Source organism: Enterobacter sp. DSM 30060 (assembly GCF_013375955.1).
Lineage (GTDB): Bacteria > Pseudomonadota > Gammaproteobacteria > Enterobacterales > Enterobacteriaceae > Enterobacter > Enterobacter intestinihominis.
In genome coordinates, this window is the sequence record NZ_CP056118.1 from 3,639,175 (window position 1) to 3,661,218 (window position 22,044).

Annotated in this window: 22 protein-coding genes and 1 other annotated feature; of the genes, 14 read left to right on the top strand and 8 right to left on the bottom strand. The window is 56.4% G+C overall.

Translation table 11 applies throughout. The annotated features are described in order from the left end of the window. The 13 genes from infC to selO all read left to right on the top strand — a co-directional run bounded on the left by infC (position 1) and on the right by selO (position 10,711). Positions 1–543, top strand: a complete 543-nt coding sequence (gene infC, locus HWQ15_RS17310) for a translation initiation factor IF-3 (RefSeq protein ID WP_059443439.1) — start codon at positions 1–3, stop codon at positions 541–543. Between the two features lie 97 nt (positions 544–640). Continuing rightward, the gene (rpmI, locus tag HWQ15_RS17315; RefSeq protein WP_001124225.1) at positions 641–838 is read left to right on the top strand and encodes a 50S ribosomal protein L35; all 198 of its coding nucleotides are present in this window, start codon (positions 641–643) and stop codon (positions 836–838) included. A gap of 50 nt (positions 839–888) precedes the next feature. After that, positions 889–1,245 carry a 50S ribosomal protein L20 gene (gene rplT / locus HWQ15_RS17320; RefSeq protein WP_000124850.1) on the top strand — a complete coding sequence of 119 codons (357 nt, stop codon included), beginning with the start codon at positions 889–891 and terminating at the stop codon, positions 1,243–1,245. Between the two features lie 117 nt (positions 1,246–1,362). Next, positions 1,363–1,487: a sequence feature (Phe leader region), on the top strand. Beyond that, entirely contained in the window at positions 1,368–1,412 is a 45-nt protein-coding gene (gene pheM, locus HWQ15_RS23130; RefSeq protein ID WP_001386830.1) for a pheST operon leader peptide PheM, read from the top strand. Its footprint overlaps the feature before it by 45 nt. A 62-nt stretch (positions 1,488–1,549) precedes the next feature. Continuing rightward, complete coding sequence (pheS, locus tag HWQ15_RS17330) at positions 1,550–2,533, top strand: phenylalanine--tRNA ligase subunit alpha (protein ID WP_022647837.1); 984 nt, start codon at positions 1,550–1,552, stop codon at positions 2,531–2,533. 15 nt (positions 2,534–2,548) lie between these two features. Then, positions 2,549–4,936 carry a phenylalanine--tRNA ligase subunit beta gene (pheT, locus tag HWQ15_RS17335; protein ID WP_046618268.1) on the top strand — a complete coding sequence of 796 codons (2,388 nt, stop codon included), beginning with the start codon at positions 2,549–2,551 and terminating at the stop codon, positions 4,934–4,936. A gap of 4 nt (positions 4,937–4,940) precedes the next feature. Then, positions 4,941–5,240 (top strand): integration host factor subunit alpha, encoded by a 300-nt coding sequence (ihfA, locus tag HWQ15_RS17340; RefSeq protein ID WP_003857805.1) that lies wholly within the window; start codon positions 4,941–4,943, stop codon positions 5,238–5,240. 103 nt (positions 5,241–5,343) lie between these two features. Then, complete coding sequence (btuC, locus tag HWQ15_RS17345) at positions 5,344–6,324, top strand: vitamin B12 ABC transporter permease BtuC (protein ID WP_023299909.1); 981 nt, start codon at positions 5,344–5,346, stop codon at positions 6,322–6,324. A gap of 33 nt (positions 6,325–6,357) precedes the next feature. Next, positions 6,358–6,909 carry a glutathione peroxidase gene (locus tag HWQ15_RS17350; protein WP_022650905.1) on the top strand — a complete coding sequence of 184 codons (552 nt, stop codon included), beginning with the start codon at positions 6,358–6,360 and terminating at the stop codon, positions 6,907–6,909. Beyond that, positions 6,909–7,664: a vitamin B12 ABC transporter ATP-binding protein BtuD gene (btuD, locus tag HWQ15_RS17355; protein WP_046618262.1), complete on the top strand. Its 756-nt coding sequence runs from the start codon at positions 6,909–6,911 to the stop codon at positions 7,662–7,664. Before HWQ15_RS17350 ends, btuD begins: the two co-directional genes overlap by 1 nt. A 72-nt stretch (positions 7,665–7,736) precedes the next feature. Then, a complete protein-coding gene (locus HWQ15_RS17360) occupies positions 7,737–8,201 on the top strand; it encodes an NlpC/P60 family protein (protein WP_015570730.1) in 465 nt (154 codons plus the stop codon). Positions 8,202–8,493: 292 nt separating this feature from the next. Further along, on the top strand, positions 8,494–9,207 hold the full coding sequence (locus tag HWQ15_RS17365) for a cyclic di-GMP regulator CdgR (protein ID WP_063149520.1): 714 nt from the start codon (positions 8,494–8,496) through the stop codon (positions 9,205–9,207). 61 nt (positions 9,208–9,268) lie between these two features. After that, positions 9,269–10,711: a protein adenylyltransferase SelO gene (gene selO / locus HWQ15_RS17370; protein WP_176587400.1), complete on the top strand. Its 1,443-nt coding sequence runs from the start codon at positions 9,269–9,271 to the stop codon at positions 10,709–10,711. On the opposite strand, the gene HWQ15_RS17375 is transcribed toward selO, so the two are convergent. The 8 genes from HWQ15_RS17375 to ppsR form a co-directional block, all read right to left on the bottom strand. Continuing rightward, positions 10,708–11,487: a heme ABC transporter ATP-binding protein gene (locus HWQ15_RS17375; RefSeq protein ID WP_063201618.1), complete on the bottom strand. Its 780-nt coding sequence runs from the start codon at positions 11,485–11,487 to the stop codon at positions 10,708–10,710. The two genes, selO and HWQ15_RS17375, sit on opposite strands and share 4 nt — an antisense overlap. Then, positions 11,480–12,472 (bottom strand): iron ABC transporter permease, encoded by a 993-nt coding sequence (locus HWQ15_RS17380; protein ID WP_063149517.1) that lies wholly within the window; start codon positions 12,470–12,472, stop codon positions 11,480–11,482. Before HWQ15_RS17380 ends, HWQ15_RS17375 begins: the two co-directional genes overlap by 8 nt. After that, a complete protein-coding gene (locus tag HWQ15_RS17385) occupies positions 12,472–13,290 on the bottom strand; it encodes a hemin ABC transporter substrate-binding protein (RefSeq protein WP_032624390.1) in 819 nt (272 codons plus the stop codon). Before HWQ15_RS17385 ends, HWQ15_RS17380 begins: the two co-directional genes overlap by 1 nt. Further along, a complete protein-coding gene (chuS, locus tag HWQ15_RS17390) occupies positions 13,287–14,315 on the bottom strand; it encodes a hematinate-forming heme oxygenase ChuS (RefSeq protein ID WP_038417025.1) in 1,029 nt (342 codons plus the stop codon). Before chuS ends, HWQ15_RS17385 begins: the two co-directional genes overlap by 4 nt. Positions 14,316–14,350: 35 nt before the next feature. After that, complete coding sequence (locus HWQ15_RS17395; protein WP_063149516.1) at positions 14,351–16,333, bottom strand: TonB-dependent hemoglobin/transferrin/lactoferrin family receptor; 1,983 nt, start codon at positions 16,331–16,333, stop codon at positions 14,351–14,353. A gap of 76 nt (positions 16,334–16,409) precedes the next feature. After that, positions 16,410–16,598, bottom strand: coding sequence for a hemin uptake protein HemP (gene hemP / locus HWQ15_RS17400; protein ID WP_022647850.1), 189 nt, complete (start codon positions 16,596–16,598; stop codon positions 16,410–16,412). A gap of 646 nt (positions 16,599–17,244) precedes the next feature. Then, on the bottom strand, positions 17,245–18,291 hold the full coding sequence (gene aroH, locus HWQ15_RS17405) for a 3-deoxy-7-phosphoheptulonate synthase AroH (RefSeq protein ID WP_063149634.1): 1,047 nt from the start codon (positions 18,289–18,291) through the stop codon (positions 17,245–17,247). A gap of 150 nt (positions 18,292–18,441) precedes the next feature. Continuing rightward, positions 18,442–19,275 carry a posphoenolpyruvate synthetase regulatory kinase/phosphorylase PpsR gene (gene ppsR, locus HWQ15_RS17410; RefSeq protein ID WP_017384644.1) on the bottom strand — a complete coding sequence of 278 codons (834 nt, stop codon included), beginning with the start codon at positions 19,273–19,275 and terminating at the stop codon, positions 18,442–18,444. 335 nt (positions 19,276–19,610) lie between these two features. On the opposite strand from ppsR, the gene ppsA reads away from it, so the two are divergent. Beyond that, on the top strand, positions 19,611–21,989 hold the full coding sequence (gene ppsA / locus HWQ15_RS17415) for a phosphoenolpyruvate synthase (RefSeq protein WP_023305974.1): 2,379 nt from the start codon (positions 19,611–19,613) through the stop codon (positions 21,987–21,989). Positions 21,990–22,044: the final 55 nt, after the last annotated feature.

Consider the following 22,044-nt stretch of genomic DNA (forward strand, 5'->3'; position numbering starts at 1 on the left):
ATTAAAGGCGGAAAACGAGTTCAAACGGCACGTCCGAATCGTATCAATGGCGAGATTCGCGCCCAGGAAGTTCGCTTAACAGATCTTGAAGGTGAACCACTGGGGATTGTGAGTCTGAGAGAAGCGATCGAAAAAGCTGAAGAAGCTGGAGTAGATTTAGTTGAAATCAGCCCTAACGCCGAACCGCCAGTTTGTCGTATTATGGACTACGGCAAGTTCCTTTATGAAAAGAGTAAATCTTCTAAGGAACAGAAGAAGAAGCAAAAAGTTATCCAGGTTAAGGAAATCAAATTCCGTCCTGGTACCGACGATGGCGATTATCAGGTAAAACTCCGCAGCCTGATTCGCTTTCTGGAAGATGGCGATAAGGCCAAGATCACGCTGCGTTTCCGCGGTCGTGAGATGGCCCACCAACAGATTGGTATGGAAGTGCTTAACCGCGTCCGTGAAGATCTGAGTGAACTGGCAGTAGTCGAATCCTTCCCAACGAAGATCGAAGGCCGCCAGATGATCATGGTGCTCGCTCCTAAGAAGAAACAGTAAGGCCTTCAAGCAGCAAAATCTGTGGAGCCTTCGGGCCCCATAGGTTTTGTTCGCCTATGTTTCGTTTATTTAACAATGCGAAGTGGAAGTTATTAAAATGCCAAAAATTAAGACCGTACGCGGTGCTGCTAAGCGCTTCAAAAAAACCGGTAAAGGTGGTTTTAAGCACAAGCACGCTAACCTGCGTCACATTCTGACTAAGAAAGCTACCAAGCGTAAACGTCACCTGCGTCCAAAAGCCATGGTTTCTAAAGGCGATCTGGGCCTGGTCATCGCGTGCCTGCCGTACGCATAAGTCGTTAACGTTTAACTTTTTTAACTTAGAATAGATACAGGAGAGCACACATGGCTCGCGTAAAACGTGGTGTAATTGCACGTGCACGTCACAAGAAAATTTTGAAACAAGCTAAAGGCTACTACGGTGCGCGTTCACGCGTATACCGCGTTGCCTTCCAGGCTGTTATCAAAGCAGGTCAGTACGCTTACCGTGACCGTCGTCAGCGTAAGCGTCAGTTCCGTCAACTGTGGATTGCGCGTATCAACGCAGCAGCACGTCAGAACGGTATTTCTTACAGCAAATTCATCAACGGCCTGAAAAAAGCCTCTGTTGAAATCGACCGTAAGATCCTGGCTGACATCGCAGTATTCGACAAAGTAGCGTTCACCGCTCTGGTCGAAAAAGCGAAAGCAGCACTGGCATAAGCCAGTTGAAAGAGGGGGCTTTGCTCCCTCTTTTCATATCGCCTTATCAGAAGATTGACATTTACCCGTCCAGGCTTTTCAATAAGGTCTTAACGGTTTTTACCCTACAAGGTAACGCAAGCATGAATGCTGCTATTTTCCGCTTCTTCTTTTACTTTAGCACCTGACTTCAGGAGGCTAGCGCGTGAAAGATGAAACGAAAAACAGCGCCAGATAAGCCTCCCGATGGAGGCTTTTTTTGTGCCTGAATTTGAGAGATTACGTCCAACAATTCGGTGTCTGCACCGACATAATGAGGAAAACCATGTCACATCTCGCAGAGCTGGTTGCCAGTGCAACGGCCGCCATTAACCAGGCCTCAGATGTTGCCGCGTTAGACAATGTCCGCGTCGAATATCTGGGCAAGAAAGGGCATCTGACCCTTCAGATGACTACCCTGCGTGAACTGCCAGCAGAGGAGCGCCCGGCAGCAGGTGCAGTGATTAACGAAGCCAAAGAGCAGGTACAACAGGCGCTGAACGCACGTAAAGCCGAGCTGGAAAGTGCAGTACTGAATGCGCGTCTGGCGGCAGAAACGATTGACGTTTCTCTGCCGGGTCGCCGTATCGAAAACGGCGGTCTGCATCCGGTTACCCGTACTATCGATCGTATTGAAAGTTTCTTCGGTGAGCTCGGCTTTACCGTGGCGACTGGCCCGGAAATTGAAGATGACTACCACAACTTCGATGCCCTTAACATTCCTGGCCATCATCCGGCACGCGCTGACCACGACACTTTCTGGTTTGACGCCACCCGTCTGCTGCGTACTCAGACATCTGGCGTTCAGATCCGTACCATGAAGGAGCAGGCTCCACCGATCCGCATCATCGCGCCGGGTCGCGTATACCGTAACGACTACGATCAGACCCACACCCCAATGTTCCACCAGATGGAAGGTCTGATTGTTGATAAAAACATCAGCTTCACCAACCTGAAAGGCACACTGCACGATTTCCTGAACAACTTCTTTGAGGAAGATTTGCAGGTTCGTTTCCGTCCGTCCTACTTCCCGTTCACAGAACCTTCTGCGGAAGTTGACGTGATGGGTAAAAACGGTAAATGGCTGGAAGTGCTGGGCTGCGGCATGGTGCATCCAAACGTACTGCGCAACGTAGGTATCGATCCGGAAGTTTACTCCGGCTTTGCGTTCGGTATGGGTATGGAGCGTCTTACCATGCTGCGCTACGGCGTAACCGACTTACGTGCGTTCTTCGAAAACGATCTGCGTTTCCTCAAACAGTTTAAATAAGGGCAGGAAAGAACAATGAAATTCAGTGAACTGTGGTTACGCGAATGGGTTAACACCACGCTGGACAGCGACGCGCTTTCTAACCAGATCACCATGGCGGGTCTGGAAGTTGATGGCGTGGATCCTGTTTCTGGCGCCTTTACCGGCGTCGTGGTAGGTGAAGTGGTTGAGTGTGGCCAGCACCCTAACGCCGACAAACTGCGCGTAACAAAAGTCAATGTGGGCGGTGACCGTCTGCTGGATATCGTCTGCGGTGCGCCAAACTGCCGACAGGGCCTGAAGGTAGCCGTGGCGACCGTCGGCGCGGTACTGCCGGGCGATTTCAAAATCAAAGCGGCTAAGCTGCGCGGTGAGCCGTCTGAAGGCATGCTGTGCTCCTTCTCCGAGCTGGGCATTTCCGACGATCACTCCGGGATTATCGAGCTGCCGCAGGATGCACCAGTGGGTACCGATATCCGCGAATACCTGAAGCTTGATGACAACACCATCGAAATCAGCGTGACGCCAAACCGTGCCGACTGCTTAGGCATCATCGGTGTGGCCCGCGACGTGGCCGTTCTGAACCAGACCGAACTGAACGAGCCGGAGATCGCTCCGGTTGAGGCAACCATCAGTGATGTGCTGCCGATTCAGGTTGACGCGCCTGAGGCCTGCCCGCGCTACCTCGGTCGCGTGGTGAAAGGCATCAACGTTAAAGCGCCAACCCCGCTGTGGATGAAAGAGAAACTGCGTCGCTGTGGTATCCGTTCTATCGACGCTGTGGTTGACGTGACCAACTATGTTCTGCTGGAGCTGGGCCAGCCAATGCACGCCTTCGATAAAGATCGTATCGAAGGGGGTATTATTGTGCGCATGGCGAAAGAGGGCGAAACCCTGGTTCTGCTGGACGGCAGCGAAGCGAAACTGAACGCCGACACTCTGGTAATTGCCGATCACAACAAAGCGCTGGCGATGGGCGGGATCTTCGGCGGCGAGCACTCTGGCGTCAACGACGAAACGCAAAACGTCCTGCTGGAATGCGCGTTCTTCAGCCCGCTCTCCATCACTGGCCGCGCACGCCGTCACGGTCTGCACACTGACGCTTCTCACCGCTATGAGCGTGGCGTGGATCCTGCGCTGCAATACAAAGCGATGGAGCGTGCGACTCGCCTGCTGATCGACATCTGCGGCGGCGAAGCGGGTCCGGTTATCGATGTGACCAACCAAGCGGCGCTGCCGAAGCGTGCGACCATTACTCTGCGCCGCAGCAAGCTGGATCGTCTGATTGGTCACCACGTTGCCGATGCGCAGGTGACCGACATTCTGACGCGTCTGGGCTGCGAAGTGACTGAAGGTCAGGATGAGTGGAAAGCCGTTGCGCCATCCTGGCGTTTCGACATGGAGATCGAAGAAGATCTGGTGGAAGAAGTGGCCCGCGTGTACGGCTACAACAATATCCCTGACGAGCCGGTGCAGGCGGGTCTGGTGATGGGCAGCCATCGCGAAGCCGATCTGTCACTGAAGCGTGTGAAAACCATGCTGAACGACAAAGGCTACCAGGAAGTGATCACCTACAGCTTCGTTGATCCTAAGCTGCAACAGCTGATCCACCCGGGTCAGGAAGCGCTGATCCTGCCAAGCCCGATCTCCAGCGAGATGTCAGCGATGCGTCTGTCCCTGTGGACGGGACTGCTGGGTACTATCGTTTATAACCAGAACCGTCAGCAGAACCGCGTGCGTATTTTCGAAAGCGGTTTGCGCTTTGTACCGGATACTCAGGCCAATTTAGGCATCCGTCAGGATCTCATGCTGGCCGGCGCCATCAGCGGTAACCGCTATGAAGAGCACTGGGACCTGGCAAAAGGGACGGTTGATTTCTACGATATGAAGGGCGATCTGGAAGCGATTCTCGATCTGACCGGTAAATTATCCGAAATTGAATTCCGCGCAGAAGCGATTCCAGCCCTGCATCCGGGCCAGAGTGCGGCGATCTATTTAGACGGCAAACGTGTTGGTTTTATTGGGGTTGTTCACCCGGAGCTGGAACGTAAGCTGGATCTGAATGGCCGTACCATCGTATTCGAGCTGGAGTGGAACCCGGTTGCAGACCGCGTCATTCCTCAGGCAAAGGACGTCTCACGCTTCCCGGCAAACCGCCGTGATATCGCGGTTGTGGTCGCTGAAAATGTGCCCGCAGCAGATATTTTGGCCGAATGTAAGAAAGTTGGCGTAAATCAGGTAGTTGGCGTAAACTTATTTGACGTGTACCGCGGCAAGGGCGTAGCAGAAGGTTTCAAGAGCCTCGCTATTAGCCTTATCCTTCAGGATACCAGCCGTACACTCGAAGAAGAGGAGATTGCCGCTACCGTCGCCAAATGTGTAGAGGCATTAAAAGAGCGATTCCAGGCATCATTGAGGGATTGAACCTATGGCGCTTACAAAAGCTGAAATGTCAGAATATCTGTTTGATAAGCTTGGGCTTAGCAAACGGGATGCCAAAGAGCTGGTAGAGCTGTTTTTCGAAGAGATCCGTCGTGCTCTGGAAAATGGTGAGCAGGTTAAACTCTCCGGCTTTGGCAATTTTGATTTGCGAGACAAAAACCAACGTCCGGGCCGTAACCCGAAGACGGGGGAAGATATTCCCATTACAGCCCGCCGCGTGGTGACCTTCAGACCCGGACAGAAGTTAAAAAGCCGTGTCGAAAACGCAACGCCCAAAGCAGAGTAATATGAACTAACTAAAAAGGCCGCTCACGCGGCCTTTTTTCTTTGCGCTATTTGCTAAACCCGCCGTAAAATCAATGATATCTCAACCGGATAACCTATCGTCTATGCTTGATCTTGCCCGTCTTCAGCACCGCTCCGATCTCCGCCGCCTGTGTCTGCTCGGGGTGCTGATGATTGTCGCCACCACCGTCAGCCTGTGTGCGGGCGATCGGTGGCTGGGACCGGAAAGCTGGTTTACGCCTGAGGGACAGCTCTTTGTCTGGCAGATCCGCCTGCCACGGACGCTGGCTGTGCTTTTAGTCGGCGCTGCGCTGGCGCTGTGCGGCACGATCATGCAGGCATTATTTGAAAACCCTCTGGCGGAACCCGGACTTCTCGGGGTGTCGAATGGCGCAGGCGTCGGGCTTATCGCCGCCGTGATGCTGGGGGGAGGCGAGCTCTCCGCCTGGGGGATTAGCCTCAGCGCTATCCTTGGCGCGCTGTTGATAACCCTTATCCTTCTGCGCTTTGCTCGTCGCCATTTATCCACCAGCCGGCTGCTGCTTGCCGGGGTAGCGTTGGGGATCATCTGTAGCGCGCTGATGACATGGGCCGTCTACTTCTCCACCTCTTTCGATCTGCGCCAGTTAATGTACTGGATGATGGGGGGATTTGGTGGCGTTGACTGGCGTCAGGGGTGGCTGATGGTGCTCCTGATCCCGGTCATCCTGTGGACGGCGTTCCAGGCGCAGCCGCTAAATATTCTCGCGCTGGGCGAAACGTCTGCTCGCCAGCTCGGGATGCCGATTGGCTTCTGGCGCAACGCGCTGGTTATCGCCATCGGCTGGATGGTGGGCGTAAGCGTGGCGCTGGCGGGGGCGATTGGCTTTATTGGGCTGGTGATCCCGCATATGCTGCGCCTGTGCGGTATTACGGACCACCGAACCCTGCTTCCTGCCTCGGCGGTTGCCGGGGCGGCAACGCTGCTGATTGCCGATATCATCGCCCGGCTTGCGCTGACGGCCGCTGAGTTGCCGATAGGCGTGGTGACCGCAACGCTGGGCGCACCGGTCTTTATCTGGCTACTATTAAAAGCTGGACGTTAAAACACAACCTGTAAGTCAACCTGAGGGAATGCTATGCAGTCTGATATTCTGAATACCGAAGTGACTACCATTGACGGCGAGAAAACCACGCTGGAAGGCTACAAGGGCAAGGTACTGCTCATCGTGAACGTGGCATCGAAATGTGGCCTTACACCGCAGTATGAACAGCTGGAAAACATTCATAAAGCCTGGGAAAAAGACGGCTTTACCGTACTCGGCTTCCCGTGCAACCAGTTCCTGGGCCAGGAGCCGGGCAGCGAAGAGGAGATTAAGACCTTTTGCAGCACAACCTATGGTGTGACGTTCCCGATGTTCAGCAAAATTGATGTGAACGGGGAAAATCGTCATCCGCTGTATGCCAAACTGGTGGCTGCGGCGCCGACCGCCGTTGCGCCTGAAGAGAGTGGTTTCTATGAGCGTATGGCGAGCAAAGGTCGCGCGCCGCTCTATCCGGACGATATTCTGTGGAACTTCGAAAAATTCCTGATTGGCCGTGACGGTCAGGTCGTGCAGCGTTTCTCGCCTGACATGACGCCTGAAGATCCTATCGTGATGGAATCAATCAAACTGGCGCTGGCGAAATAATGACGCTGCTTATGCAGCTCACAGGCGTTGCCGGGAAGGGACGTCTTGAGCCTGTTACCGCCGCAGTCAACGCAGGTGAAATCCTTCACCTGGTTGGGCCTAACGGCGCCGGAAAAAGCACGCTGCTGGCGCGCATGGCGGGGCTGACCCGCGGGGAAGGGGAGATTACCTTTCTCGGGCAATCGCTCGTCAACTGGCTACCCTCTACACTCGCCTCCCGTCGAAGCTATCTGGTTCAGCAGCAGGTTCCGCCCTTTGCAATGCCCGTCTGGCACTACCTGACGCTGCACCTGCCTGATAAAAATCAGGTAGCATTGCTCCATGACGTTGCTGCGGCGCTCGGGTTAGACGATAAGCTCACCCGACAGGCCAGCCAGCTTTCCGGTGGCGAATGGCAGCGCGTGCGTCTGGCCGCCGTCATCCTTCAGGTTCATCCGGTGGGAAATCCTCACGGGCGGTTGCTGCTGCTGGACGAGCCGATGAGCGGACTGGACGTTGCCCAGCAGGCAGCGCTGGATACTCTGCTCAGCGCGCTGTGTCGCAAGGGCATCGCCATTGTGATGAGCAGCCATGATTTAAACCATACGTTGCGCCACGCGCATCGGGTGTGGTTGCTGGCGCGTGGCAAACTGATTGCCAGCGGAACGCGCGACAGCGTGCTGACGGCCCCCAATCTTGCGAGTGCTTACCACATGTCGTTCCGGAGGCTGGATATTGAAGGCCACAAGATGCTCATTTCCACGACGCAGGAGTAACCTTTCTTGCACAGCCGCATAGATGCACGCTAAATTACCGAAAGAACAAAAAAAGCAGAGGATTCGTCTGAAATGCGATTCTGGTTTCTCCTTGTTGCGGCGCTATTTCTTGCAGGATGCAGCAGCCATCGTGCACCTCCGCCTAACCCACGGCTTTCTGACTCCATTACGGTCATTGCCAGCCTGAACGATCAGCTCAGCAACTGGCGCGGCACCCCTTATCGCTACGGCGGGATGAGCCGGGGCGGGGTGGATTGCTCGGGATTTGTGCTAATGACTTTCCGCGATAAATTTGACCTACAGCTTCCGCGTGAAACGCGTATGCAGGCGAAAATCGGCACTGAAATTGATAAAGACGAGCTCCTACCCGGCGATCTGGTCTTTTTTAAAACAGGTTCCGGTGAAAGCGGCCTTCATGTCGGCATTTATGACACCGATAATCAGTTCATTCATGCCTCGACCAGCCGCGGCGTGATGCGCTCCTCTCTCGATAATGTTTACTGGCGTAAAAATTTCTGGCAGGCCAGGCGTATTTAACCGCTGCATAAAGATGCAGTGCGGAGGGCCTGGCGGTGGAAATAGACGCCAGGCTTTTCTTGCGGGTGGATTAAAGTAAAATTTTTGCCCACTTATTTTTGTCAGCATGTGCCTGTTTTATCTAAAACTGGCTATTATTCATTAACCAGGATAAGATTATTTTAGATTCAGGGAAAAATCTGAAAATTAATACGGAAAGAATGAAATTAATCTTATTAAAATCAAGACAGTGGAATTGTGCCTGCAATTGCTCCAGGATGTTCTCTCTCATCTTTAATGCAGGACAAGGGCGATGATTATTACGCTAGATAATGCTTACCAGTCTGAACTTTTACTCCTTCCGGCGCGTGATAGTGCAGGTTTGCTTAAAGGTTTAGAGATTTTGGTTAACTTTACTGGCGTGGGTACGGACGTACGAATCCCGACTGAACTGGTTATCCCTCATCTTTCTCAGGAAGATGAATTAGTGCTGTTTCAGGAAAAACTGCAATTACTCGATACCTGTAAGCTATTTTTTATTCAGCATCAGTTAATTGCATGGATCAATATTACACCTGCAATTGTTGAGTTTTTATTAACTAATGAGAACGCTGTTTCAATCCTTGATCGTTATCCGTTTCTTGAGTTTACTGTTAATGAGAACTATCCAGGTTTAAATAACGGGAAAGACGATCTGACGCTTGCAAGAATGGCGATCCATTTCCCCTTAGTGCTGGCTAACTTTGGTGCAGGGGCTGCATCCCTTAAACCGGTTTATGATGGTCTGTTCAAACGGGTGATTCTGGATAAATACTTTATTCATCAGCGCGTCTCGGCGCTCTCTTTCGAGCCATTTATGCGCGCCATTCTCTGGCAGATCGCGCCGCATTGTCAGTCGGTCATGGTCTCGGGAATTGACGATCACGGCATCTTACAACGCGTGCTGCCCTTCAATTTTGGCGCAATGCAGGGAACCCTGTGGCCTGCCGTCCCGGCAGAACGCGTAACGACCCTCGTTCAGCAATAACCCCTTTCTTCGCCCGTGTTTACGTCAAGGGAAACCCTCTACACTTAAAGCAGGAGGACTTATGACCCTGTCTTTTACTGCTCACTGGCACGATGAATTACCCGGCTTTTACACCGCGCTTAAGCCCACGCCTTTACAGAACGCGCGTCTTATCTGGCATAACGATGCATTAGCGGATTCGCTTGGCATCCCTTCGACACTTTTTCAGCCAGAAAAGGGCGCCGGTGTCTGGGGCGGCGAAACGCTGCTTCCGGGCATGAAGCCTCTGGCTCAGGTCTACAGCGGACATCAGTTTGGCGTCTGGGCGGGACAGCTCGGCGATGGTCGCGGCATCCTGCTGGGTGAACAGGTTATGCCGAATGGCGAAACGCTCGACTGGCACCTGAAAGGGGCAGGGTTAACACCGTACTCACGCATGGGGGATGGCCGCGCGGTGCTGCGTTCAACCATTCGTGAGAGTCTGGCTTCCGAGGCGATGCATGCCCTGGGGATCCCCACCTCACGCGCGCTGTCCATTGTCACCAGCGACACGCCGGTGGCCCGCGAGACGATAGAGCAGGGGGCGATGCTTATCCGCGTGGCGGAAAGCCATCTGCGTTTCGGTCATTTTGAACACTTCTACTATCGCCGCGAGCCGGATAATGTCCGCCAGCTTGCCGATTACGCCCTTCGACGTCACTGGCCGCACCTGCAAAACGAACCGGACCGCTATGTTCTCTGGTTCCGTGATATTGTCGCGCGCACCGCCTCAATGATTGCCCGCTGGCAGGCCGTCGGCTTTGCCCACGGGGTGATGAATACCGACAACATGTCCCTGTTAGGGCTGACGTTTGACTACGGTCCGTACGGCTTCCTTGATGACTATCAACCGGGTTACATCTGTAACCATTCGGACTATCAGGGGCGTTACCGTTTCGACAACCAGCCTGCGGTGGGGCTGTGGAACCTTCAGCGGCTTGCGCAAAGCCTGTCGCCGTTTATCGACGTCGATGCCCTGAACGATGCGCTCGACACCTATCAGGAGGTCTTGCTGCGGGAATATGGTGTGTTAATGCGCAACAAGCTGGGGCTGATGACGCAGGAAAAAGGCGATAACGCGCTGCTGAATGGGCTGTTTGCCATCATGGCGCGTGAAGGCAGCGACTATACCCGAACCTTCCGTATGCTAAGCCAGACTGCGCAGCAGAGCGCCGCTTCACCGCTGCGTGACGAGTTCATCGATCGACAGGCGTTTGATGACTGGTTTGCCACTTACCGGGTGCGTTTACAGCAGGAACAGATTGATGACGATACCCGCCAGGTGCGGATGAAGGCGGTTAACCCGGCGATGGTGTTGCGCAACTGGCTGGCGCAGCGGGCTATTGAGCAGGCAGAGCAGGGGGATTATGCCGAGCTGCATCGGCTGCATATCGCCCTGCGCACGCCGTTTGCCGACCGGGAGGATGACTATGTCAGCCGCCCGCCGGACTGGGGCAAGCGACTGGAAGTGAGCTGCTCAAGCTAAGGGGCGAGAAAAACCTGCGGTGCGGCGTGCGCCGGATGTCTGCCGACGTGCACCTGCGCACCGTACCAGCGCGCCAGCGCGTCGGCCTGCAATACCGTCTCCGGTATGCCCTGAGAAACAATCCTGCCGTTGTGTAACAGCAGGATCCGGTCCGACCATAACGCGGCGAGATTAAGATCGTGCAGCACCACGCAGACGTGAAGATGACCCAGACGGGTCAGCGATTTCAACAGGCGCAGCAGATGCTGCTGGTGGTAGAGATCCAGCGCTGAAGTGGGTTCGTCGAGAAACAGCCAGCCGCGCGGCGTTCCCTCACGCCACAGCTGCGCCAGCGCGCGGGCGAGCTGAACGCGCTGCTGCTCGCCGCCCGAGAGGGAATGATAACGTCTGCCAGCCAGCGGCAGGCAACCGGTCAGCTGCATCACCTCACGCACAATCGACGGTTCAGGTTGACGCGACCAGGGCGCACGCCCCATTCCAACGATCTCCTCCCCCAGCCAGTCAAATCCAGGCTGAGTATGCTGACGCATCACTGCCCGATAGCGGGACAGCGTCTCCGGGTGCCATTCATCCAGCGCTTTCCCCGCCAGCGAACAGCCGCCGCTGTCGGGTTTCAGGTAGCCAGTCAGCAGTCGCAGCAGCGTGGATTTCCCCGCGCCGTTGGGACCGATCAATGTAACCAGCTCTCCCTGCGACAGTGACAGCGAAACGTTATCTGTCAGCGTGCGGCCAGACCGGGTAAAAGTCAGATTTTCAGCCGTATAACGTTCAGCCATGCTGTTCTCCACGACGAAAAATGAGCCATAAGAACCAGGGGGCGCCAAGGATGCTGGTGAGCAACCCGACCGGTATTTCTGCCGGGGCGACCAGAGTGCGGGCTACCGTATCCGCCACCAGCAGCAGAAAAGCGCCCGCGAGAACCGTGCCGGGGAGGGTTGCCCGGTGATCGGCGCCCAGCCACATGCGCATCAGGTGCGGCACCACGAGTCCGACAAAGCCAATCACGCCGCTGACGGCGACAGCCGCAGCGACCAGCAGAGCGCTGCATAACAGTAATATTCGCTGTACAAGGGCAACGTCCACGCCGAGATAATGCGCTTCCTCTTCACCCAGTTGCAGTAAATTTAACGCGCTGGCACAACGCCAGATCGCCAGAGCGGCAGGCACCATCAGCGAGATCACGGCGAGCAGCGTTGACCACTGCGCCTGACCGAGACTTCCCATTCCCCAGAGTGAAAGCTGACGCAACTGGGCGTCATTGCTGACCCACGAAAGCACACCCACTGCCGCACCGCACAGGGCATTGATGGCTATACCCACCAGCAACAGACGTGACAGAGAGGTGTCACGCTGCTTGCTGAGCAGGAAGATCACGCCTGTGGCTGCCAGCGCCCCAAAAAATGCCGCCAGCATCGGAGCATAAAGCATCACCAGCGCGGGCAGCGAGAGCGGGAGCACCACCCACAGGGCGACGGCCAGCGCCGCACCGCTGCTGATCCCGAGCAGACCCGGGTCGGCCAGCGGATTGCGGAACAGCCCCTGCATGACGCAGCCGGCGAGCGCCAGCGACCCGCCAATCACCAGCGCCAGCAGCACGCGGGGCAGACGGATGGTGAGCCAGATCTGGCGTAGCGTCTCATCGCTGCCGCTCCACAGCACGTTCACCGGCAGGCGTAACGCCCCAAAACCGGTAGCCATGAACGTCATGACGGTAAGCAACCCCGCCAGAAGCCATAATGATAACGTGATGCGCCGGGACATCAGGGCAGTTGCTCCGCTCTGGCACGCAGCTGTTGTATGGCTTTCGGCGTGCGGACGCTGAAGCCCAGCAGGGCCATGTCATCAATAGCCAGCACCTGCTTGCTTCGCCCCGCTGGCGTTTGCGCCAGGCCGGGCAGTTTCCACAGATTTTGTTCGCCGCCCAGCGCGTTAAGGCCGTCCTGCGAAATCACCACCAGATCCGGCTGGCTGGCCATTACCCCCTCCTGGGAGAGCGGCTGATAGCGGGTAAAGCCCTGCATGGCGTTCTGCAACCCGGCGGCGCGTATTGCCGCATCCGCGCCGGTCTGTTGCCCGGCCGCCATTGCGGTCATTCCGCCGTGGCTGAGGATAAACAGCACCCGCTTGTTGAGCGGTGTTGAGGGCAGAGCCGCCAGCGCCTGACGCAGCGAGTTGCGCAGGGTTTCCCCTTGCACCTCATGATGCGTCGCCTGAGCTATCACCCGCACTTTTTCGTCAATCGTGCGCAGGTCAGGCGTGCCGGGAACGGTAACTACCCGGACGTGGCTCTGTTCAACCTGTTTCAGCGCCAGAGAGGGTTGCGCCTGGTCGCTTGCCAGCACCAGCGTCGGGCGTACGGACAGAATTCCCTCCGCATTCAGCTGGCGGAGATACCCCACGTCAGGCAGCGCGTTTGTCGCCTGCGGCCACTGGCTGGTACTGTCGCGCGCAACCAGAGAAGACTCCGCGCCGAGGGCGTAGACGATCTCCGTCACGTCGCCGCCGAGGGCGACAATTCTCTCCGGCGCGGCGACGGCGACCAGCGGCAGGGCGCAGAGCAGGGCAAACCAGTTTTTCATGCGGCCAGCCCTTCTGGCGTCAGAGCGTCAATCTGGCGGCGCCACTGGCTCTGCTCCGGCTCGCCTTCGGTACGCTGCCCGTAGAGCTGGGCGATCTGAGTTCCATCCGCAGCAAACAGCTCCAGGCTGGTAACGTGTCCGTCTGCCGTGGGCTTACGCGTAACCCACGTCTCCGCGATAGTCTCCTCCAGCAGATGCAGGGTAAAGGTTGGGTTGAAGATGTTCAGCCAGCCCTTCATGGGCGTCAGTTTTTCCACCACACCGGTGAAGATCTGCACGCAACCGCGGTTGCCGACGAAGATCATGATTTCGTTTCCGTCCTGTTGCGCCCTCTCCAGCAGTTGTGCCAGCGCGCTGTTATCCACCTTACAGGCCAGATCGTCACTCACCAGACGAAACGCCTGCTGGCGGCTCAGGTTATGGCGCTTCAATAAGCTAAAGAATTGATGCACGTCGGTCATGGCGCGCCACTCTTTCTCCACCGAGCCTGCATCCGCACCGTCGGAATGCGCGGGGGCTTCGACAGCCTTCAGCGCCAGAGCGGGGTTATCGGCAATGATAAAACGGGTCAGCACGTCGCCCCAGGCGGCAACGTCGGTGTGATCCGTGGTGTAGACCTTCAGTAAAGCGTCGCCCTGATGATCGAAGAACTGAATGCTCTGACGTTCGCCGCGGGAGGTCGTTTCGCTAATGTGAAACGCGCTCGCCCACTGGTTGAGGAACAAACGCAGATCCAGCGCGCGCGGATTCAGCACCAGCCCGGCATGACCGCCGAGGTGCTGGTGAGTAAACGCTCCAACCTGTTCGTGAACGGCGTATTCGTTACGGCAGATGCATTTGGTTTCCCCCACGGACTCCAGCGCTGCCAGAATCTCGCGGATTTCACCGCGCAGCCGCCAGGCGTCGTGTCCAACGCGCGCAAATGCCAGCTCTGCTTCGCTGATGTGCATTAATCCGGCGATATCACGGGCGTACTTACCCGGATGTTCTTCTTTAAGCTCAAGCCAGCGTGTGTAGTGACCCATAATCTTATCCTTCTGAATCGTTGCCCCGAAGGGAATTACCATTGATAACTGACGAAGATCTTGCCGTTGCGGCCATCCTGCGGGATGCCCTGCGGTGACCAGTAGGCTTTGTCGAAGGCGTTCCCCAGCACGAGGGTGGTGGTGACGCCTTTGAACTGCTGCTGGCCTTTATAGCTGACGTAGAAATCATTTACTGCGTAGCCAGGCTGCTCGCTGTAGCTGCTGCTGATGTGCGTTGAACGTTCGACGAAGGTGCCGATCCAGCCCACGGAGAAGCCGCTTTGCGCCACCGGGATATCCAGCTTGCTGGTGACGGTGTCCGGGTTGATGCTGGAGATATATTCACCCGTGTCGGTATCTTTCCCGCGCGTGCGGTTGTAGGCCACGTCGAGGTTGAACAGGCTGGTCGAGTAGGTCGCCATCATGTCCCAGCCCCAGATTTTGGCATTTGGTACGTTATAGGACATGGTAGTGGCCGCCGCAAAATCGACGGTGGTAGAGATGTAATCTTTTGCTTTGGTGTCGAAGTAGCTGGCTTTGAACTCCAGCGCGTCGTTGGCGAGTAGCAGATCGTCAAAACGCAGCCCAAAACCGAACTCCTGGGTTTCGTTGGTCTCCGGACGCAGGTTCGGGTTCGGCACCCAGTAGTTAGTGTAGAAGCTGCCGATAGAGAAGTGCTTTGAGTCGTTATACATCTCGCCCATCGTTGGCGCGCGGAAGGCCTGGGCGTAAGAGCCGAACAGCATCAGCCAGTCGGTTGGACTCACAGTTAACCCGGCGCGTGATGACCATTTATCCGCATCCACGTCGTCGTAACCGTCGCTGCTGCCGCGGTAGTTGTCGTAACGCGTCCCGCCGAGAAGCGTTACCGGCAGGTCGCGCAGGGTGATCTCATCCTGCAACCAGCCGGAGCTGAAGTCGATTTTAGCGTCCGGGAAGCCGGTGGTCGCGCCGCCAGGGTGTTGCTCCTGACGGTAGTATTCCCCGCCGTAGGTCAGCAGGTGCGAGGCCAAGGAGTCGCTGAACAGGCGGGTGCGGTTTTCCACTTTGCCGCCTTTGGTGGTCTGCTTACGGAACTCGCCGCTGGCGTCGATGTTCTGGGCGTTGATCCGCGCTTCGGACCAGTAAATTTTCGCATCGGCGTTCAGCCAGTCGTTTCCGGCTGGCGCAATGCGGTAGCCAAGCTGGGCATCGCGCTGAATGGTGGAACGATCGGTCATCGGGTTACTGCTGCTGGCATCCGTGGTCTGCGGGTTTTTCGGCTCCTGCGCGTCGTTGTTGTAGTAGCGCAGGGAGCCGCTCAGCGTCTGAGCCGGATCAATTTTCCAGCTGCCTTTCGCCAGCATATTGTTGATGGATTCGTCGTTTGGCGCCCTCGCGCCGTCACTCTGGCGAATGTCGCCGCGATCGCGGCTGGACCAGGAGACCACACCGTCCAGGGTATCGGTGCGGCCATAGGCGCTGGCGCCCATCCCGATGCTGTGATCGCCCGTTGCACCGGTAGCAAATACGCGATAGCCGCTATTTTTACCTGCGTCCAGCAGATCGCTGGCGTCGACGGTGTCATATGAAATTACGCCGCCCAGCGCGCCGCTGCCGTACAGCAAGGCGGAAGGGCCACGTACCACTTCGATACGTTTGATCAGCGCCGGATCGAGGAACGTGCTGTTCAGGTGTCCGGTATCGGTGCCCTGGCGTACGCCATCCACCAGCACCAGCACGCCACGTCGGTCGTAACCGCGCAGGTTAACGTCCTGACCGTTGGTGCGCCCGGTGCCGTCCAGCGTCAGGCCGGGCACCTTGCGCAGCAGGTCGGCGGCGGAGCTGGCGGTCTGGTTTTCCGGCGCGGTGGTGTCAATCACGCTTACCATCATGGGGGCTTCGAAGGCGCTGCGGGCGTTGCCGGTGGCGGTAACGGTGATATCGTCTGTGGCGGCAAACGCAACGCCCGGCAGGGTGCTGACAATTGCCAGCGCCAGAAGAGACGGGCGTAAAGACGCGGATTGCAGGTGTGGCATAGCAACTCTCCATAAGAATTGAAAAGCGCTGGCTGCCTGGGGATCACCTGGGTGGCTGGCGAATGTGTTGTCTGGATTATTTAGTCAGGATCAGTTTTCCGGCATTGGTCTGGCGCAGCAGGTAGTGCTGGCCGTCATGCTCGATAATGACCCGTCCCTCCTCACCCAACAGGCTTTTGCTGTCGATTCGGCGATCGGTGGGAGCAGGGGACGGCGCTGTGTGTGTTTTTACTGGCGTTGCTGCGCTGTTATCGGTCGGTGACATAATGTTTATAAATAACAATCAATGTAACAATGATAATCATTATCAATAAACTGCAAATTCACGGCAAGCGTTTTTATGAAAATTGTGTGACGGGATCAAATTTGGGGGAGAGGTGCGGTCTGATGCCCTCACCCCGACCCTCTCCCATGGGGCTGAGGGATCCCCAGTAATTTTTTTATGCAGAAGCAATAAAGTTGCTTTCTAAATGACTGAGGGCTGTCAGCGATGCCCTGGTCCGGCTGTAAATCGCTGAGGCGTTTCCTGCAGGCCGGGGCGAGGCGCAGGGATGCGCCGAGAGGGCGGCTTTACAGGGACGTTGCCTCCGCCCGTACCCGATAAGCCGGAAGGAATAAGCCGAGGGCACCGCGAAGCGGCGATTTACCGCCGGGAGCCCGGGTCGCCAGGGTGGTGGCGACTGAGCCACCCTGGCACGTTCACCGGTCATGTCGTTACAGAGTAGCAAGGAACATAAAGTGAACGGAATGACCACCACCGCCGTATATTCCCCTCACCCTAACCCTCTCCCCGGAGGGGCGAGGGGATTGCTCAGTGCTCGCATTAATTTGTGGGGAACCCTCAGCCCACGGGGAGAGGGAGAAGGGCACGTACCGTAGGCCGGGTAAGCGCAGCGTCACCCGGCAGGATTTTAAAAGCGCGTGTCCACGGCTGAAGCCAGCTTCTCCAGCAGCAGCTCGCTGTCTTCCCAGCTCAGGCACGGGTCGGTGATCGACTGGCCGTACACCATTTGCTGTCCGGCGACGATCTTCTGCGTGCCTTCTTTGATAAAGCTCTCCGCCATAATTCCTGCAATGGCGGTCGAGCCGCTGCGGATCTGCTGGCAGACTTCATCGCAGACGTCCAGCTGGCGGCGGTGCTGTTTCTGGCAGTTGCCGTGGCTGAAATCCACCACCAGATGCTCCGGCAGGTCAAATTCCGCCAGCGTTTCGCAGGCGGCGGCAATATCTTCTGCATGGTAATTCGGTTTTTTACCGCCACGCATAATGATATGTCCGAACGGGTTGCCGCTGGTCTGGTAGATGGTCATCTGGCCGTTTTTATCCGGGGAGAGGAACATATGGCTGGCGCGTGACGCGCGGATGGCATCAACGGCGATGCGGGTATTGCCGTCCGTTCCGTTTTTGAAGCCCACCGCGCAGGAGAGCGCCGACGCCATTTCACGGTGGATCTGGCTTTCGGTGGTACGCGCGCCAATCGCGCCCCAGCTAATGAGGTCAGCAATAAACTGTCCGGTCACCATATCCAGAAATTCGGTAGCGGTCGGCACGCCCAGCTCGTTAACCTGTAACAGCAGCTTACGCGCCAGCGCAATGCCGTGATTCACCCGGTAACTACCGTTCAGATCGGGATCGGATATCAATCCTTTCCAGCCCACGACGGTACGCGGTTTTTCAAAGTAGGTACGCATCACGATCTCCAGGCGATCCTGATACGTGCCGCGCAGCGTCTGAAGGCGTTGTGCATAATCCATCGCCGCGTCCAGGTCGTGGATGGAGCAGGGGCCAATTACTACCAGAAGACGTTTGTCTTCACCATTGAGAATTTTTTCGATGCGGCGACGGGAGGCCGTCACATGGTCCGCTACCTCGGCGGAAACGGGGTGCAGCCGGGCCAGTTCAGCCGGGGTGACCAGGCTATCAATGCGCGCGGTGCGCAGTTCGTCGGTTTTGTTCATGGAATGTCTCAGAAATTTTTTGCTTCATCGGCAGACTACCGGGAAGTGATGGGCATCACCTTAAACCAATCCCTGCTGATTTCAAGTTCGGGGCACGTCGCCCCGAGGATGGCATGATAATAACTGAAACTGGATTAATGTACTAGCATATTAGTACATGCGGCGATTCAGTCCCATGATATCGAGGATCTTGGTGGCAATTTCTTCTACTGAATAGTTGGTACTGTTCAGCCAGGGGATCTGATTTTTCCGGTACAGCGCTTCGACTTCGGAGACTTCCATTCGGCACTGGCGCATTGAGGCGTAGCGGCTGTTCTCGCGACGTTCTTCGCGGATCGCCGCCAGTCGTTCCGGGTTGATGGTCAGCCCAAATAGCTTATGCTGAAGCGGCTTGAGCGCGGCAGGCAGCACCAGGTTGTCCATATCATCGGCAATAAAGGGGTAGTTGGCGGCGCGAATGCCAAACTGCATTGCCAGGTAAAGGCTGGTGGGGGTTTTACCGCAGCGCGACACGCCAAGCAAAATGACCTGCGCCTGGTCCAGATTGCGCAGCGAGATCCCGTCGTCGTGCGCCAGGGTGTAATCAATGGCGGCAATACGCGCATCGTATTTGGTCAGGTTGCCGGGGTTCAGCCCGTGGGTACGGTGAGCGATCGGCGTCGGGTCGAGCTTCAGCTCGCTTTGCAAGGGTGCAACCAGCGCCTGCACGATATCCTGACAGAAGCCCTCGCTTTGCAGAATGATGTTGCGGATCTCAGGGATCACAATGGAATAGAACACCAGCGGACGAACACCGGTCTGCTGGTAAATGGCGTCGATCTGGTCCTTGACCGCTTTGGCCCGGCTCTCGTTTTCCACGAACGGCAGCGTGATGCTGTTTATCGACACGGGAAACTGCGACATCACCGCGTGTCCCAGCACCTCGGCGGTAATCGCCGTCCCATCAGAAATATAAAAAACGTGACGATCGACAGCATTATCCATTTTATCCACCCAGAATAGCGTACGTAATTGCCTGAAAGCATAAATTAAAAAAGTTAATTGCACAGCAAAGAACTTATCTGAATTTAAAATGAAATGGTGTTTTTGATTTTCCTGAAAAGTGGATTTCATTTTCTGATTAGCGGCGTTATTTCTATGGTTTTTGCCGGAATCTATAGGAATCATCGGGTTAGGGAGTGCGGGGAAACTGTCCGAAAAGTTGAAAATTTAAATTGCTTACACGATTCACCGTTTTTTTAGCGGAAATAAATATGCCAGTATAAATACGTAGTCAGGTGTTTCTTACTCCGATCAAATATCACAAAAGGATTGTTTCGATGTCCAACAATGGCTCGTCACCGCTGGTGCTTTGGTATAACCAACTCGGCATGAATGATGTAGACAGAGTTGGGGGCAAAAATGCCTCCCTGGGTGAAATGATTACAAATCTGTCCGGTATGGGTGTCTCCGTACCAAACGGGTTTGCCACAACCGCCGATGCGTTTAACCTGTTTTTAGACCAGAGCGGTGTAAACCAGCGCATTTACGACCTGCTGGATAAAACGGATATTGATGATGTCACCGAGCTTGCCAAAGCCGGCGCGCAAATCCGCCAGTGGATCATCGACACACCTTTCCAGCCGGAACTGGAAAAAGCCATCCATGACGCCTACAACCAGCTCTCCGCTGACGACGCGCAGGCCTCCTTTGCCGTGCGCTCTTCCGCTACCGCGGAAGATATGCCGGATGCCTCTTTCGCCGGACAGCAGGAAACCTTCCTCAACGTTCAGGGTTACGAGGCGGTACTGGTGGCGGTGAAGCATGTGTTTGCTTCCCTGTTCAACGACCGCGCCATCTCCTATCGCGTGCATCAGGGCTATGACCACCGCGGCGTCGCGCTCTCCGCAGGCGTACAGCGCATGGTGCGCTCCGACGTAGGCTCTTCCGGCGTGATGTTCTCTATCGACACGGAATCCGGCTTCGACCAGGTGGTGTTTATCACCTCCGCATGGGGTCTGGGCGAGATGGTGGTGCAGGGGGCGGTGAACCCTGACGAATTCTACGTGCACAAGCCTACGCTGGCGGCTAACCGTCCGGCAGTGGTACGCCGCACCATGGGCTCGAAAAAAATCCGCATGATCTATGCCCCGACGCAAGAGCATGGCAAGCAGGTCACCATTGAAGATGTGCCGCAGGAGCAGCGGGATCGCTTCTCGCTCACCGACGCCGAAGTGGAAGAGCTGGCGAAGCAGGCGGTGCAGATTGAAAAACACTATGGCCGTCCGATGGACATCGAGTGGGCCAAAGACGGACACACCGGCAAGCTGTTTATCGTGCAGGCGCGTCCGGAAACCGTCCGTTCGCGCGGTCAGGTCATGGAGCGCTACACCCTGCACGCGCAGGGCAAAATTGTCGCGGAAGGCCGCGCAATCGGCCACCGCATCGGTGCCGGTCCGGTGAAAGTGATCCACGACATCAGCGAGATGAATCGCATTCAGCCTGGCGACGTGCTGGTGACCGACATGACCGACCCGGACTGGGAGCCGATCATGAAGAAAGCGGCTGCTATCGTCACCAACCGCGGTGGCCGTACCTGTCACGCGGCTATCATTGCCCGTGAGCTGGGGATCCCGGCGGTAGTCGGCTGTGGTGACGCGACCGAACGCATGAAGGACGACCAGAACGTGACGGTCTCCTGTGCCGAAGGCGATACCGGTTACGTGTATGCCGATATCCTCGACTTCAGCGTGAAGAGCTCCAGCGTGGATACCATGCCGGACCTGCCGCTGAAAATCATGATGAACGTCGGTAACCCGGATCGCGCGTTTGACTTCGCCTGCCTGCCGAACGAAGGCGTGGGCCTGGCGCGTCTGGAATTCATCATCAACCGCATGATCGGCGTTCACCCGCGCGCGCTGCTGGAGTTTGACGACCAGGACGCGAAGCTGCAAAACGAAATCCGCGAGATGATGAAGGGTTACGACTCGCCGAGAGAGTTCTATGTCGGCCGCCTGACGGAAGGCATCGCCACGCTCGGCGCGGCCTTCTACCCGAAACGCGTGATCGTGCGTCTGTCGGACTTTAAGTCCAACGAATATGCCAACCTGGTGGGCGGCGAACGCTACGAGCCGGAAGAAGAGAACCCGATGCTGGGCTTCCGCGGCGCCGGACGCTACGTGTCGGAAAGCTTCCGCGACTGCTTCGCGCTGGAGTGCGAGGCGGTAAAACGCGTGCGCAACGACATGGGGTTGACCAACGTGGAAATCATGATCCCGTTCGTCCGTACCGTGGATCAGGCGAAAGCGGTGGTGGATGAGCTGGCGCGTCAGGGGCTGAAGCGCGGCGAGAACGGGCTGAAGATCATCATGATGTGTGAAATTCCGTCCAACGCCCTGCTGGCCGAGCAGTTCCTGGAGCACTTCGACGGCTTCTCCATTGGTTCGAATGATATGACGCAGCTGGCGCTCGGCCTGGACCGCGACTCCGGCGTTGTCTCTGAGCTGTTTGATGAGCGTAACGAGGCGGTGAAAGCGCTGCTCTCCATGGCCATCCGTGCGGCGAAGAAACAGGGTAAATATGTTGGGATCTGCGGGCAGGGTCCTTCTGACCATGAAGACTTTGCGGCTTGGCTGATGGATGAGGGGATTGATAGCCTCTCCCTGAACCCGGACACCGTGGTGCAAACCTGGCTGAGCCTGGCAGAGCTAAACAAGTAAAACCTGCATAACCTGAAAAAGGCGAGGATATCTGTCCTCGCCTTTTTTATTTTCC